This is a genomic window from Nonomuraea sp. NPDC049400 (assembly GCF_044466425.1).
Taxonomy (GTDB): Bacteria; Actinomycetota; Actinomycetes; order Streptosporangiales; family Streptosporangiaceae; genus Nonomuraea.
In genome coordinates this window covers 16,836-30,679 of sequence record NZ_JBITMP010000022.1, presented here as the reverse complement: position 1 = coordinate 30,679, position 13,844 = coordinate 16,836, and the positions used below count along the sequence as shown (strand labels likewise).

General features: G+C 69.9%; 13 protein-coding genes. 3 read left to right on the top strand and 10 right to left on the bottom strand.

Annotated features, from left to right (window positions below):
- Nucleotides 1–65: 65 nt before the first annotated feature.
- Nucleotides 66–1,019, bottom strand: a complete 954-nt coding sequence (locus ACIBVN_RS31130) for an AraC family transcriptional regulator (protein WP_397142431.1) — start codon at nucleotides 1,017–1,019, stop codon at nucleotides 66–68.
- A gap of 88 nt (nucleotides 1,020–1,107) precedes the next feature.
- Here ACIBVN_RS31130 and ACIBVN_RS31125 point away from each other — a divergent pair, with 88 nt between their 5' ends.
- Nucleotides 1,108–2,769, top strand: coding sequence for an alcohol dehydrogenase catalytic domain-containing protein (locus ACIBVN_RS31125; protein WP_397142429.1), 1,662 nt, complete (start codon nucleotides 1,108–1,110; stop codon nucleotides 2,767–2,769).
- Here the strand turns inward: ACIBVN_RS31125 and ACIBVN_RS31120 are convergent.
- From ACIBVN_RS31120 to ACIBVN_RS31110, 3 genes are read right to left on the bottom strand one after another with little or no spacing between them, the layout of a single operon-like run.
- Entirely contained in the window at nucleotides 2,750–4,717 is a 1,968-nt protein-coding gene (locus tag ACIBVN_RS31120; RefSeq protein WP_397142427.1) for an acetoacetate--CoA ligase, read from the bottom strand. The two genes, ACIBVN_RS31125 and ACIBVN_RS31120, sit on opposite strands and share 20 nt — an antisense overlap.
- Nucleotides 4,718–4,775: 58 nt before the next feature.
- Nucleotides 4,776–5,633 (bottom strand): serine hydrolase, encoded by an 858-nt coding sequence (locus ACIBVN_RS31115; protein WP_397142425.1) that lies wholly within the window; start codon nucleotides 5,631–5,633, stop codon nucleotides 4,776–4,778.
- Nucleotides 5,630–6,547: a LysR family transcriptional regulator gene (locus tag ACIBVN_RS31110; protein WP_397142423.1), complete on the bottom strand. Its 918-nt coding sequence runs from the start codon at nucleotides 6,545–6,547 to the stop codon at nucleotides 5,630–5,632. The genes ACIBVN_RS31115 and ACIBVN_RS31110 overlap by 4 nt, the downstream gene beginning before the upstream one ends.
- Before the next feature lie 87 nt (nucleotides 6,548–6,634).
- Here ACIBVN_RS31110 and ACIBVN_RS31105 point away from each other — a divergent pair, with 87 nt between their 5' ends.
- Nucleotides 6,635–8,197 (top strand): penicillin-binding transpeptidase domain-containing protein, encoded by a 1,563-nt coding sequence (locus ACIBVN_RS31105; protein ID WP_397142421.1) that lies wholly within the window; start codon nucleotides 6,635–6,637, stop codon nucleotides 8,195–8,197.
- Nucleotides 8,198–8,233: 36 nt separating this feature from the next.
- Here ACIBVN_RS31105 and ACIBVN_RS31100 read toward each other — a convergent pair whose 3' ends face one another.
- The 5 genes from ACIBVN_RS31100 to ACIBVN_RS31080 all read right to left on the bottom strand — a co-directional run bounded on the left by ACIBVN_RS31100 (nucleotide 8,234) and on the right by ACIBVN_RS31080 (nucleotide 11,568).
- Nucleotides 8,234–8,941 (bottom strand): HAD family hydrolase, encoded by a 708-nt coding sequence (locus tag ACIBVN_RS31100; protein ID WP_397142419.1) that lies wholly within the window; start codon nucleotides 8,939–8,941, stop codon nucleotides 8,234–8,236.
- Nucleotides 8,942–9,050: 109 nt separating this feature from the next.
- On the bottom strand, nucleotides 9,051–9,677 hold the full coding sequence (locus ACIBVN_RS31095; RefSeq protein WP_397142417.1) for an HAD family hydrolase: 627 nt from the start codon (nucleotides 9,675–9,677) through the stop codon (nucleotides 9,051–9,053).
- Between the two features lie 87 nt (nucleotides 9,678–9,764).
- The gene (locus tag ACIBVN_RS31090; RefSeq protein ID WP_397142415.1) at nucleotides 9,765–10,217 is read right to left on the bottom strand and encodes a DUF2690 domain-containing protein; all 453 of its coding nucleotides are present in this window, start codon (nucleotides 10,215–10,217) and stop codon (nucleotides 9,765–9,767) included.
- Between the two features lie 105 nt (nucleotides 10,218–10,322).
- Nucleotides 10,323–10,829 carry a DUF6912 family protein gene (locus ACIBVN_RS31085; RefSeq protein WP_397142413.1) on the bottom strand — a complete coding sequence of 169 codons (507 nt, stop codon included), beginning with the start codon at nucleotides 10,827–10,829 and terminating at the stop codon, nucleotides 10,323–10,325.
- Nucleotides 10,830–10,923: 94 nt separating this feature from the next.
- A complete protein-coding gene (locus tag ACIBVN_RS31080; protein ID WP_397142411.1) occupies nucleotides 10,924–11,568 on the bottom strand; it encodes an HAD family hydrolase in 645 nt (214 codons plus the stop codon).
- Nucleotides 11,569–11,710: 142 nt separating this feature from the next.
- Between ACIBVN_RS31080 and ACIBVN_RS31075 the strand changes: the two genes are divergently transcribed.
- Nucleotides 11,711–12,520, top strand: coding sequence for a F0F1 ATP synthase subunit A (locus ACIBVN_RS31075; RefSeq protein ID WP_397142409.1), 810 nt, complete (start codon nucleotides 11,711–11,713; stop codon nucleotides 12,518–12,520).
- On the opposite strand, the gene nagZ is transcribed toward ACIBVN_RS31075, so the two are convergent.
- Nucleotides 12,517–13,803, bottom strand: a complete 1,287-nt coding sequence (gene nagZ, locus ACIBVN_RS31070) for a beta-N-acetylhexosaminidase (protein WP_397142407.1) — start codon at nucleotides 13,801–13,803, stop codon at nucleotides 12,517–12,519. The two genes, ACIBVN_RS31075 and nagZ, sit on opposite strands and share 4 nt — an antisense overlap.
- Nucleotides 13,804–13,844: the final 41 nt, after the last annotated feature.

The following is a 13,844-nucleotide window of genomic DNA, read 5'->3' as shown; positions in this document are numbered from 1 at the left end:
GAAGGGTGGAGCGTCAATGGCTGCGGAATACGAGTTTTCCCGCACTCAAAGTCGTGTGGAAATTGTTACGTTTTAAGGAGTTCTTTCGCGGGCAAAGAGCAGCCCTCGCGGCGGTACCTGCCCGGCGCCACGTCGTACTCCCGCTTGAAGGCGTTGGCGAAGGCGAACTCCGAGGTGTAACCGACCTTGGCGGCGATCTGACCCAGCGGGGCGTCGGACTCCCGCATGAGGCGGGCCGCCGTGGCCAGGCGCCACCAGGTGAGGTACGTGAGCGGCGGCCGGCCGACCAGCGCGCCGAAGCGGCGGGAGAAGGCGGCCCTCGACAGCCCCGCCCGCGCACCCAGCTCCTCGACCGTCCACGGGTGCGCCGGATCCCGGTGGATGGCGTCCAGCGCGGCACTGATGCCGGGATCCGCCAGCGCCTGCGCCCACCCTCCGGTCGAACACTGGCCGTGCTCCCCCTCGAACCAGGCCCGCAGGAGGTAGAGCAGGAGCAGGTCGAGCAGCGACGACACCACCGTGTCAGCGCCCAGCCTGGGACGCTGGATCTCCGCGCCCAGGGCCTCGACGGCGGCACGCAGCTCGGTGTGCAGGCCGAGCCGGGCAGGCAGGTGGATCATGTCGGGCAGCTCGCGCAGGATCGGATGGGCCCGGCCGGGGTCGAGCCGGTAGCCCCCGCACAGCAGGACGGCCGACACGGGGCCGTCGATCGACGCCGAGGCGAACAGGCCGAGCCCGTCGTCCAGCGGGTCGCAGTCGGGCTCGGCCACCGGGGTGGACGGCGAGTCGGCCATGGCGTAGCCGTGACCGTGCGGAAAGAAGACCACGTCGCCCACCGACAGCGCGACCGGCTCGCCGTCCGGCGGGATCAGCCAGCTCGATCCCCGCAGGACCACCTGGAACCCGGCGGAGCCTGGCACGGAGGGGAAGCGCTGCCCCCAGGGCGCCTGCCATTCGACACGGGCCGATCGGGGGCTGCCCGTGCGCATGAGAGCGATCACGTCGCTGAGCACATCCATGGAGGAAGCCTAGAGGAAGACGATCGCGTATGAAATCAACGTCGATGACGCATTGGTTGTCTCGTGGCGGACCTCTACGGTGGCCTGCATGAGAACAGTACTGGTCACGGGCGCGACGGGCACGGTCGGCAGCCAGGTGGCGGCGCAGCTGAGGGAGGCAGGGGCCGAGGTCCGGCCCTTCACCAGGGCCACGGGCGATCTGACGGACCCCGGCTCGCTGCCGCTCGACGGGGTGGAGTCGGTGTTCCTGGTGTGGCCGTTCGCCACGGCGGACGGGGCGAAGGCGGTGATCGACGCGATCGCGCGCCGGGCCCGCCGCGTGGTCTACCTTTCCTCCGCCGCGGTACGCGACCACGAACGCGAGGTCGAGCGGCTGATCGAGGATTCCGGCCTGGAGTGGACGTTCCTGCGCCCGCACGCCTTCGCGGCCAACGCGCTGCGGTGGGCGGCGCAGGTGCGGGCGGGGGTGGTGCGCGGCTCGTACGGCGGGGCCGCCATGCCCGTGGTGCACGAGGGGGACATCGCGGCGGTAGCCGTACGAGCGCTGCTGGACGGCGGGCACCACGGCGCCGTCCACGAGCTGACCGGCCCGGAGTCGATCACCCAGGCCGATCAGGTACGCATCATTTCCGAAATCACGAAATTCCCGGCCCGCTGGGAGGAGGTCCCCCCGCAGCACACCCGCGAGGAGCTGTTGGCCAGGGGCTGGCCCCCACAGGCGGTGGACGGCGTCCTCCGAGCCCAGGCAGACCTGGTCGCCCACCCCGCTCCCCGCACGGCGACGGTCGAGGAGGTCACCAAGACCCCGCCACGAACGTTCGCCACCTGGGTGGCGGAGCACGCGGCGGAGTTCAGCGCCGTTCCCAAACCCGAGACCATGTCGGCCGCCCGCATCCACGAATACGGAGGTGAGATCCGCTACGACCGGATCCCGACACCCCGTCCTGGCCATGGGGAGGTGCTCATCGAGGTGGCCGCGACCTCGTTCAACCCGTCGGAGCTCGGCCTGCGCGCGGGCCTGCTGCGCGACGTGCTCCACGTGGACCTGCCGTGCACGCTCGGCTCGGACGTCTCCGGCACGGTCCTCGAGCTCGGCCCGGGCGTCACCGGGCTGGCCCCAGGTGATCGTGTGTTCGGCCTGGTGGGCGGCGTGGCGGCCGAGTACGCCGTGGTGCCCGCGAGCCTCCTGGCCAGAGCACCGCGGAGCGTGCCGCTCGCCCACGCGGCCGCCGTCCCCGTCGCCGGGCTCACCGCCTGGCAGGCGGTCCACGAGCACGCCCGCCTCACGCGGGGGCAGCGCGTGCTGATCAACGGCGCGGGCGGCGGAGTCGGGATGTTCGCCGTCCAGCTCGCCAAACTGGCAGGGGCGGTCGTGTTCGCCACGGCGAGCCCGCGCAGCGCGGCCGCGGTCAGGCGGTACGGCGCCGACGAGGTGATCGACTACACGACCACACCGCTGCCCGGCGGCATGGACGTGCTGCTCAACCTGGCCGCGCTCCCCGGCGAGGACGCCGCCGCCCTGGCCGGACTCGGGCGCACGGTGATCACCATCGCCACCCCGATCGAGGGCGGCACCCACTTCGTGGCCCGCAACGACCCGGCTCAGCTGGCCGAGCTCGCCGCCCTCATCGACCGGGGCGAGCTCACGCTCGAGATCGCCGAGTCGCTCCCCCTGACCGAGCTGCACGAGGTGCATCGCCGGGCCGAGGAGGGCGGCACCCGCGGAAAGATCATCCTGCTTCCGGCCTGAAGTGGCGGAGCACCTCGGGATTGGCCATGGCGTCGGGGTTGGCCGCCTGCTCGACGGGCGTGCCCAGCAGGATCTTGCGGACGGGCACCTCCAGCTTCTTGCCGGAGAGCGTACGCGGAATGCCGGGGACGGCGTGGATCTCGTTGGGCACGTGACGCGGTGACAGCTCCTTGCGCAGGGCGTCGCAGAGGGCGCGTTCGAGCGGTTCGGTGAGCGTCGCGCCCTCGGCGAGCGTCACGTACAGCAGCAGCCGCCCCTCCTGCCCGAGCTGCCCGGTGTCGATCACGAGGCTGTCGGCGATCTCCTCGAACCGCTCGACCACCCGGTAGAACTCGCTGGTGCCCATCCGGACGCCGCCCCGGTTGAGCGTCGAGTCGGAGCGGCCGTAGATCACGCAGCTGCCGTCCTCGTTGATCTTGATCCAGTCGCCGTGCCGCCACACGCCCGGGTAGACGTCGAAGTAGCTCTCGAAGTAGCGCCGGCCGTCGGGGTCGTTCCAGAACTTCACCGGCATCGACGGCATCGGCGCGGTCAGCACCAGCTCGCCCACCTCGCCGACGACCGGCTTGCCGGCGGAGTCGTACGACTCCACCTTCGCACCCAGCGACCGGCACGGGATGATCCCCGCCCTGATCGGATGGAGCGCGGTCGCCCCGACGAACCCCGTGCACACGTCCGTGCCCCCGGAGAAGGACCCCAGCGGGACCCCCGGCAGCTCGGCGGCCACCCACTCGAACCCCTCCGGCGGCAGCGGCGACCCGGTCGAGCCGATGCCGCGCAGCCGCTCCAGCCCCTCGGGATGGATCCCGGCCTTCAGCGAGGCCATGATGTACGGCGCCCCCACCCCGAAGTAGGTCACCTCCTCGGAACTCGCGATGCGCCACAGCGCGGCGGGCGAGGGATAGGTGGCCGCGCCGTCGTACAGCACCGGCGTGGCCCCCACCAGCAGGGCGCCGATGAGGTAGTTCCACATCATCCAGCCCGTGGTGGTGTACCAGAAGAACACATCGCCCTCGCCCACGTCCTGGTGGAAGGCGAGCGACTTGAGATGCTCCAGCACGACGCCGCCGTGGCCGTGCACGATCGGCTTGGGCAGCCCGGTCGTGCCGCTGGAGTAGAGGATCCACAGCGGGTGGTCGAACGGCACCCGCTCGAACTCCAGCGGCCCCTCCTCGGATCGCAGCCCCTCCCAGCCGATCACCTCGCCGTGCGGCACCTCCCGGGTGTGCGCCTCGCTGGGCTGCGCCTGCTGGGGCGCACGGCCCTCGTCGAGCGCGGCCAGGTACGGGATCCACACGGTCGCGCGCAGCGTGGGCAGCTGCGCGGCGATCTCGTTGACGGCGTCGGAGCGGTCGTACGTCTTGCCGTTGTAGTGGTAGCCGTCGACCGCGATGAGCACCTTGGGCTCGATCTGCTTGAACCTGTCGACGATGCTCGGCACCCCGAAGTCGGGCGAGCCGGCCGACCAGATCGCGCCCAGCGAGGCGGTGGCCAGGAAGGCGATCAGGGCCTGCGGGATGCTCGGCAGGTAGGCCGCCACCCGGTCGCCGCGCCGCACGCCGAGCCGGACCAGCCCCGCCCGGACGCGGGCCACCTCCTCGCGCAGCTCGCCCCAGGTCAGCTCCTGGCGGGCGCCGTCCTCGGACACGAACACCACGGCGGTGCCCTCCGACCGGCGCAGCGCGTTCTCGGCGTAGTTGAGCGAGCTGCCCTCGAACCACCTGGCGTCCGGCATCGTCCCCGAGAGAACGGGCCCGTCGCCGCGCTCGCCGATCACGTCGAAGTAGTCCCAGACCGACGTCCAGAACTCCTCCGGGTGCTCGACGGACCACCGCCACACGTCCTCATAGGGGCCCGACCGCCCCAGCCACTCCACGTAGTGAGTCAGCCTGGCCTTCGCGACCACCTCTTCGCTCGGCTCCCAGAGAAGCTCGCCCTCAGCAACCATGTGACCCATCCTGTCGCCCGTTCGGGGGAAAGTCATACCCGACCTTCCACATAACTTGCTATCTCCGTAGGTGGTCCACCGCCATACGCGCGGCCGTGCCGATCACCGCGTCGGCGCGCGGCTGGTTGAGCGCGGTGCTGAAGGAGCGGGTGACCACGGACACCGCGTAGCGCCGGCCGTCGGGGTATTCGACGACCCCCGACTCGGCGCGCAGCGTGGGGAGCGTGCCGGTCTTGCCGCTGACGGCGACGTCGTCGTACGGGAAGCCGGAGGCCAGCCGGTGCGGCCACACCTGCATGTTGAGCACGCCGCGCATCCAGGCACACGACTGCTCCGAGGCCGCCTCGTCCCGCCAGATCATGCCGAACAGCCTGGCCAGCTCGCGGGGGGTGGACCGGTTCGTCCGCGCGGGGTCGAGCACGCTCAGCCGCGCGATGTCCTCGGGATCCACGAACGGCCACCCATGCCCGGCGTCGATGCTCATGCTGTCCAGGAGCTCCCGGGCGCTGTGTGTCACCCGCGTCCCGTCGAGCCCGAACCCCGCCAGCATGGCGTTGACCGCGTCGAACCCCACCCGGCCCAGCAGCACGTCGGCCGAGGTGTTGTCACTCACCGTGATCATCAGGTACGCCAGGTCGCGCAGCGAGATCGTCACGTCGTCGAGCATCGCCGAGATCCCCGTCGGCCCCGACGCCCGGTCGCCGGCCGTCACGGTCACCCGGTCGGAGAGGTCCAGCAGCCCGGCCTCGGCCTGCCGGCACAGCGCCACCAGCAGCGGCACCTTGAACATCGACGCCGTGGGCACCGGCTCGTCCTGCCTGTGCCCCACATCTCGCCCCGAGTCGATGTCGGCGGCATACAGCCAGCCGGTCACGCCCGCCGCGCGGAACAGTGAGTCGAAATCGGGCGGGCTCATGCCAGCATCCCCGGCCGGCGGCTGACCCGCCGCACGGACACGGCGGCCTCGTCCGTCATCCCGGCGCTCTCCTTCAACGTACGTACGGCCACGGCCGAGAAGTCGTCGACCGCGTTCGCCGCCACGCGCCAGGCGGTGGAGACCCGGCACGTGATCGGCGAGCCTAGCAGCGGCCGCCAGGCCAGCCCCGGCAGCTCCACCTTCGGGCCGAACGCCACTGCCGCCCCCGCCAGCACCAGCCCCAGCCCGGCGCCCTCGTGCACCTGCACGGGCACGTAGCCGTGGCGGCGGCACTCCGAGAGCATCTCCGCGTAGAGACCCGGCTCCCCCTCCTGGGGCGGCATCAGCAACTCGCGTCCGGCCAGGTCGGCCAGATGCACCTCGCCGACACCGGTGAGCGGGTCGCCTTCGGCCAGCAGCACGCCCTGCGCCTGCACGAGCACCTGGCCGAACCTCAGGCCGGGCGCGGAGACCGGATGGCGGACCAGGCCGACGTCGATGGCCCCTTCCGCCAGCGCCGTCACCTGGTCGGCGGTCCAGATCTCGGCGGGCGCGAGGCGTACCTCGGGATTGGTCTCGCGGAACCCCGCGACCAGGGCGGCGATCACGGCGGCGGCCAGGTCGGGCGGGACGCCGACCTTGAGCACCGCGCCCTCGCCCTGCCTGGCCAGCTCGTGCAGCCGGTCCACCCTGGCCACGATCTCGCGGGCCTCGCCGAGGAGCAGCCGGCCTGCCTCGGTGAGGCGCACCTGGCGGGCGGAGCGGTCGAACAGCCGCACGCCGAGCTCCTCCTCCAGGCGCTTGATGCGCTGGCTGAGGGGCGGTTGCGCCATGCCGAGGCGGATCGCGGCGTTGCCGAAGTGGAGTTCCTCCGCGACCACGGTGAAGTAGCGTAGATGCCGGACGAGGTCCACGACCAGCCACTATATCCACATTTATATCTTTAAAGCCCTCATATCAGTATTGGACACCCAGGCCATCCCTCTGGTGTCCTCTGCCTCATGGCACCACAACGGGGGAAAAAGCGCCGCTGGCCGTGGCTCCTTTCGGGACTTCTGGTCCCGGTCGTCGCGGCGGGAGGCGTCATCTGGGCGCTGCGCACGGAGGGCTCGCCGAAAGAGACGGCCGACAAGTATCTGGCGGCGTGGTCGGCACAGGACTATGCGGGGATGCGCGCCCTGGTGGCCGACCCGCCGGCCGACTTCGAGACCTGGCATCGCCGCTTCCGCACCGACCTCAAGGTCACCGAGGCGCGGTTCCACGTCCCCACGGCGTCGGGGGTCTTCGCCTCCTACGGAGACGAGATCGGCTTCGCGGCGAAGCTGACCGGCCAGCAGGACTGGGACTACGGCGGGGAGCTCAAGCTCGTCGAACGCGACCGCGCCTGGAAGGTGGCCTGGACGCCGGCGACCATCCACCCGCTGCTCAAGCAGGGCCGCTCGCTGCGCGTCATCAGCCAGCAGGGCGACCCCCTGCAGGTCCTGGCCGCCGACGGCACCCCGATCAACACCCCGTCCGCGCCCGGCTCGGTGCAGCAGCTGGTGGAGGGCATCAAGCAGATGTTCCCCGAACGTTTCAAGTCGCCGGCCCGCAACCGGATCGACCTCTACGAGGGCGGCGAACCCATCCAGACGGTCGTCCGCGCGGCCGGATATCGCCCGTTCCAGACCACCATCGACCTGAAGGTCCACCGGGCGGGAGCCAAGGCCCTGGAGGGCGTCTCCAAGCCCGCCTCTCTTGTCGCCCTCCGCGCCTCGACCGGCGAGATCCTCGCGGTGGTGAACAAGCCAGGAGGCTTCAACCGGGCGCTGCTCGGCAAGTACCCGCCCGGTTCGACGTTCAAGGTCGTCACGGCCTCCGCGCTGGTGGCGGACGGGATCGAGCCGTCCCGCCAGGTCACGTGTCCCGCCGAGAAGAACATCGGCGGCTTCCCGTTCCACAACGCGGATTTCGAGGACTTCGGCACGCTGCCGTTCGAGAAGGCGTTCGCGCATTCGTGCAACACGACGTTCGGGGAGATGAGCGTGGACCGGCTGAACGGCGGCCGGCTGGCTGAGGTCGCCCGCAGCTTCGGCTTCGGCACCCCGATCACCCCGGGCGTCCCCGCCGTCCGTGCCGAGTTCCCCGACCCGAAGGACGACACGGACCTGGCCTCCGCCTCGATCGGCCAGGGCCGCGTTCTGGCGAGCCCGCTCAACATGGCCTCGGTCGCGGCGGCCATCGCATCGGGCGCGTGGATCGCCCCCAGCCTCGTCAAGGAGGAGCTGATCCCCGGCGCCCAGCCGACCAATCCGCGCCCGCTGGAGCAGGGCGTGATCACCGCCCTGCGCAAGCTCATGCCCGCCGTCGTCACCGAAGGCACCGCCCACGCCGTCCGCTTCCCCGAGGGCACGGCCGGCAAGACGGGCACGGCGGAATACGGCTCCGGCAAGGAACCACCGACCCACTCGTGGTTCATCGGCTACCGAGGCGACCTGGCCTTCGCGGTCATCGCCGAGGGCGCCGGCACAGGCGCCACCGTGGCCGCCCCAGCCGCCGCCCGCTTCCTCAACGCCCTCCCCTAGCCTCGCCCCGGCTCCCGGTCGGGGCTGGAAGGGTGTTCAGAGGACGGCGCGGCCGACGGAGGAGGTGAGGGAGGCCACGGCGGCCACCACTTCGGAGGCGTTGGAGAGGTCGGGCAGCACCACGTCGGCGCCCGCGTCGCGCAGCTCGGCGGCCATGGAGCGCCCCGAGGCGACCCCGATCATCCCCGCTCCGCCGATCTTGGCGGCCTGCACGTCACGCGTGGAGTCCCCGATCACCACGGTGTTGGCCGCGGTGAACGGCGTGCCCAGGCGCTGCTTGGCGCGCGACTGCGCCACCTGCAGCAGCGTCGCCTTGGGGTAGACCTCCTCGCCATATCCCCCCAGCGCGAAGTCGATGTACTTGTCCAGCCCGAACGCCTTGAGCTTGTGCACGGCGTTGCTCTTGATGGTGCCGGTCAGCACCGTCTGGATCACACCGTCCAGCCTGGACACCGCCTTCAGCGCATCCTTGGCCCCCGGCATCATCCGCCCCTCCTTGGCCAGCCGCCCGCGCCGGTCGGCGAAGGCCACGGCGAGCGCCGACAGGAACTTGGGCAGATGATCGTCCTCTGCCTGGATGCCGTTGACGGCGAGCGTCTCGAAGACGATCTCGGAGTCCGGGCGGCCCATCGGGGGCACGAGCTTGACCAGCGGTCGCCCGGTCACGAAGCGGAACGCCTCAGCGTAGGCGTCTCTGGTCACGATGGCGACGTCGACCAGCGTCAGGTCGACGTTCCACAGCACAAGGCGGTTGATGGCGGCCTCCTGGGGGGGTGACGCTGCATAGCGTACGACGGGCACCGCCGCTCAGGTCGGGGCCTGAGCGATTAAAGCATGGGCCGGCACGAAGGCATTACGCGTAGTCGAGCGCGTCGGAGAGCGTGTCGACCACGGGGAGACCGGTGCCCTCCAGCTCGGCCCTGGTGGTCATCCCGCCCGTGTAGAGCACCGCCCTGGCACCCACGTGCTTGGCGGCGAGCCCGTCGTCCACGCTGTCGCCGATCACCAGGATCTCGCCGGGGTCCACCGCGATGGCCTCGATGTGCGCCACCATGTGTGCGGCCTTCTCGCCGCCGGTGGTGCCGAGCAACCCGTCGACCCGGTTGAAGTGCCCCGTGATGCCGAACGACTCGACCTTGGGCACCAGGTGGCTGTGGGGCGCCATCGAGCAGAGCGACTGGGTGCCCGTCCAGCTCGCCAGGGCGGACTCGGCGTCGTCGGCCAGCCCGCACACCTCGCTCAGCCGGAAGTAGTGCTCGTGGAACCCGTCGTCCAGCAACTCCCACTCGCCCTCGGCGAGCGGGCGGCCGAGCAGGCGTTCGTAGGCGACCCAGATGGGCCGGGTGTAGACCGCGCGGAAGCCGTCCGCGGTCAGGGCAGGAAGCGCGTACGGCTTGAAGACCTCGTTGGTGGCTCCGACCACGGCGTCGATGTCGTGGAAGAGCGTGCCGTTCCAATCCCAGATGATGTGCTTCGTCATGTTGCGACAAGCTTAGACGGCACGCATGACATTTCGAGGAATACCCACCGCAGGGGCCGCGACCATCCGGCCACGGCCCCTGGAAAACTACTTGCAGGCCTTGCCGGTGGTGCCTTGGCCGTACTGGCCGCCCTTGCCGCCGTTCCACCGGATGGAAGCGCTGCCCCAGGCGCACATGTTGTTGGCCTCGATCATGTTGCCCCAGTGCCGACCCTTGTTGCCCTTGCTGAACCGGTACGTGTCACTCCGGCCGTCTTTGGCGTACACGCTGATGGAGCCGGTCGCCGACGCGGCCGTCCTGATCTCCACCCAGTTGGTCTTGCACTTGAAGGACCACCACAGCTTGATCGTCCCGACCGTGGGCTCCAGACGGCTCTTGATGTCGGCCGTCCGCACCACCTTGGCAGAGTTCCAGCAGCCCGACTTGGCCGGGTCCTTGTGGTCGTACGGATGCGGCTTGGCCTGCGCGTTCGCAGGGGCGACCGCCAGCGCGACCGCTGCCATGGCGCTCACGGCGGTGGCCACGACTCGAAGCTTCACTTGGAACCGACTCCTTGCGTCAGACAAACGATGTTGCGTCGGGACCTTAGCGAGGCGCGCCTCTGGATGGTCAAGGAAGTGTGATCGAAGTAACGCCATCGTTACTCAGCGCAGCAGGTCGGGGATCTCCTGTGTCGCGTACCACATGAGCTCGTGCGCCTCGGCCCCGTCCACGGTGAATCTCGCGTCGTCGTCGCCTTCGTCGGCGGCGGGCAGCGCGGCGACGGCGGCCTCGATGTCGGGGACGGCCTCGTGGTCGTCGATGTGCACCGCGGCCACCTTGGCCAGCGGGATCGAGTCGGCGAGACGCACTCGCGCCCGTTCCTCCAGGTCTACCCCCGCGGAGACCGAGCGGTCGGGCACCTCTGCCGCGACCACCACGCGCCGTGGCGCGGCCTGGATGCCGTCGGCGAGGTCGGCGGCCAGCATCCGCAGCGAGGCGCGGGCCGCTTCGATGAGCGCCACGTATTCGAGCTCCTCGGTGTCGCCCGAGGCGTACCACTCGGTCAGCGCGGGGGTCACCGCGTAGCCGGTCAGCGGGGCCGGGCCCAGCTCTCCCGTCTCGACCGCCGTGGCGAGGGCCGGGAGAGTGCACGGCAGATAGACGCGCATGACGAACCTTTCAATGCTTTCTGGCCGAGCTCGGCTCGGCGTGCTGGGACGGATCCGCAGCGAGGACCTCCGTCTCAGCCTTGCAAGGGCTCTATCATGCCCGTCGCAACGTCAGACGGAGGAGAGTCTCGAGTTCCGCGATGGTCGAGTTCGCGTCTCTGTGGTGAATGCCGGCGATGCCGAGCGCGCGGGCGGCCAGGATGTTGGCCTCGATGTCGTCGATGAACACGCACTCCTCGCCGGCGAGCCCGATCTGGTCGAGCGCGTGATGGAAGATGCGCGGCTCGGGTTTGCGCATGCCGACCTCGCCGGAGATCACGATCGCGTCGAAGACCTCGTCCCAGTCGTCGCGAGGGTACTCGTTCGACCAGGAGTTAGAGAGCAAACACGTTTTGACACCATTTTTCCGTACGTCGCGGAGCATGTCGTACATTGCGTCAACTCGATCGAATCCCGCGAACATCCGGGCAAGCAGCCCTTCAGCCTCGGGCGGCACACCGTCCAGGGTCAGCAGCCTGGCGGCGAGGTCGCGCTCGAAAGAGGAGCCGTCGATCTCGCCCCTCTCCAGCGCGTGGACGACGCTCTCGCCATCACCGTGGTAGGCGTGGTCGATCATCTCCCGCATGACCTCGCGGTAGTGGTCGCCGTCGATCCTGTCGGCCACGATCCAGCGCGTGATGGCGTCGGAAAGGCCGGTCGTCAGGACTCCGCCCCAGTCGATGAGCACACCCGTAAGCACCGTTCCAGGGTAGAGCAGCCACGGATGCCCCCTTTACACCGGCCGATCATTTATTTATCGACAAAACCCCACAAAAGGAACGTCCGAAATGTCTAGTTAAAGTGATCCTCCAGCGATAGGTCGCTACCCAGAAAGGACCGCCGTGCGGACGACGATCCTGATCACCTCCAATGGCTTAAACGCCTCCCCTGAATGGAAAGCCCCGGGACTCGAACTCTTCCAGTTCGCGCCGATCTTCCCCGGCGGCCCGGAATGGCTCACCAAACCGGTGCTCATCGCCCTGCTCAGCTCGGTCATCGCCATCGCCGTGTGCTGGGCCGCATTCGCCAAGCCCAAGCTCGTCCCGCGGGGCTGGCAGAGCATCGGCGAGTACGCGTACGTATTCGTACGCGACCAGATCGCCCGGCCCAACCTCGGCAAAGACTCAGACCGCTGGATGGGCTTCCTCCTCACGGTCTTCCTGACCGTGCTCATCTGGAACCTGATGGGCATCATCCCGCTCATCCAGTTCCCCGTCGCCGCGCACATCGCCTTCCCCCTGGTGCTGGCGCTCACCGTGTACGGCATCAAGGTCTATCTCGGCGTCCGGCACCACGGCGTGCGCGGCTACCTGAGGGGCATCGTGCACCTGCCCGGTCTGCCGGGCTGGGCGTACGGGCTCTACGCCCCGATGATCCTGGCCGAGGTGTTCCTCACGTCGCTGTTCACCCACTTCGTCCGGCTGTTCGCGAACATGTTCGCCGGCCACATCATCGTGGCCTTCTTCAGCTCGGTGGGCTTCTGGTTCCTGTTCGAGCGGCTCACCCCGCTGGGAGTGGGCCTCGGCGTCCTCGGCGTGCTGATGACGATCGTGATGACCGCGCTCGAGATGCTCATCCAGTTCCTGCAGGCGTTCCTGTTCGCCGTGCTGGCCGGGATGTTCATCGCCAGTGGGCTGCGCGGCGCGCACTAACGCGTGACACGGGCGGCCAGCCTGCGGTGCTCCGCGGAGCGCAGCACGCGGGCCGCCTCATCCGCGTCCGCCACCGGGGCCTTGACCAGGAATCCCCTGTTCTGCTTGAGCGTGAGCAGCCGGGTGACCGACTGGTCGAGCCGCTGCTGCGAGATCCGGCCCGACTTCACCGCCGCCAGCACCGCCTGATGCGCCTTGGGCAGGTCGTTCGGCATGAGCAGCAGGTCGGCCCCGGCCAGGACGGCCCGCACCGCGATCTCCCCGTCGTTGTACTTCTTGCGCACGCCCGCCATGTTGAGCGCGTCGGTGGAGATCACGCCCTTGAAGCCGAGCTTCTGCCTGAGCAGGCCGGTCAGGATGGGCTTGGACAGCGTCGCCGGGTCCCTCGACGGGTCGAGCTTGGGGAAGACGATGTGGGCGCTCATCACGGCGTCCACGCCCGCGCCGATCGCGGCCTTGAACGGCGGCGCGTCGACCTTCTCCCACTGGGCCCTCGTGTGCTTGATCACAGGCAGCCCGGTGTGGCTGTCGACGTTGGTGTCGCCGTGGCCGGGGAAGTGCTTGGCGGTGGCGGCCACCTTCGCCTCGCCGAACCCCTTGACCGCCGCCGCCACCATCTTCGCCACCCGCGCCGGGTCGTCGCCGTAGGCCCGGCGGCCGATGACGGGGTTGTCCGGGTCCACGTTCACGTCGGCGACCGGGGCGAAGTCGAGGTTGACGCCGAGCGCGCGCAGTTCCTCGCCGGTGGCCTTGGCCACGGCCCTGGCCCGGTCGGGGTCCTTGGTGGCGCCGATCTCGGCGGCGCCGGGGAAGTCGGTCATGAGCGCGGACATCCTGGCCACCAGGCCGTTCTCCTGGTCGGTGCCGATCAGGAGCGGGACTTCCTTGGACGCCTTCTGCAGGCCGTTGTTGAGTCCGACGACCTGGCCGACGCCCTTGACGTTGTGCGGGAAGAGGATCACGCCGCCCAGGTGGTACTTGGCGATCACCTTGGCCGGGGTCCCGGCGCCGTACCTGGCCTGGTTCTCGCCCGACACCGTGTCGGCCGCGGTGCCGTACAGGACGGGCATGAAGAGCTGGCCGACCTTCTCCTCGACGCTCATCTTCGACAGGGCGCGCTCGACGGGGTCCGCCTGAGCCTGCGGCGGGCTCTGCGGGGTCGTCGTCTGGGCGGGCGGCGCGGCCTTGCCTCCGCTGGGGGTGGCGCCCGCCGAGCCGCCGCCGGCGGCGCAGGCGCCGAGAGTGATCGTGAGGAGGCCTGCCGTACCGATCCGTCGAAGCATGCCTCCAAAGGTATCCATGTGACGACCCGGGCGAGACCGCC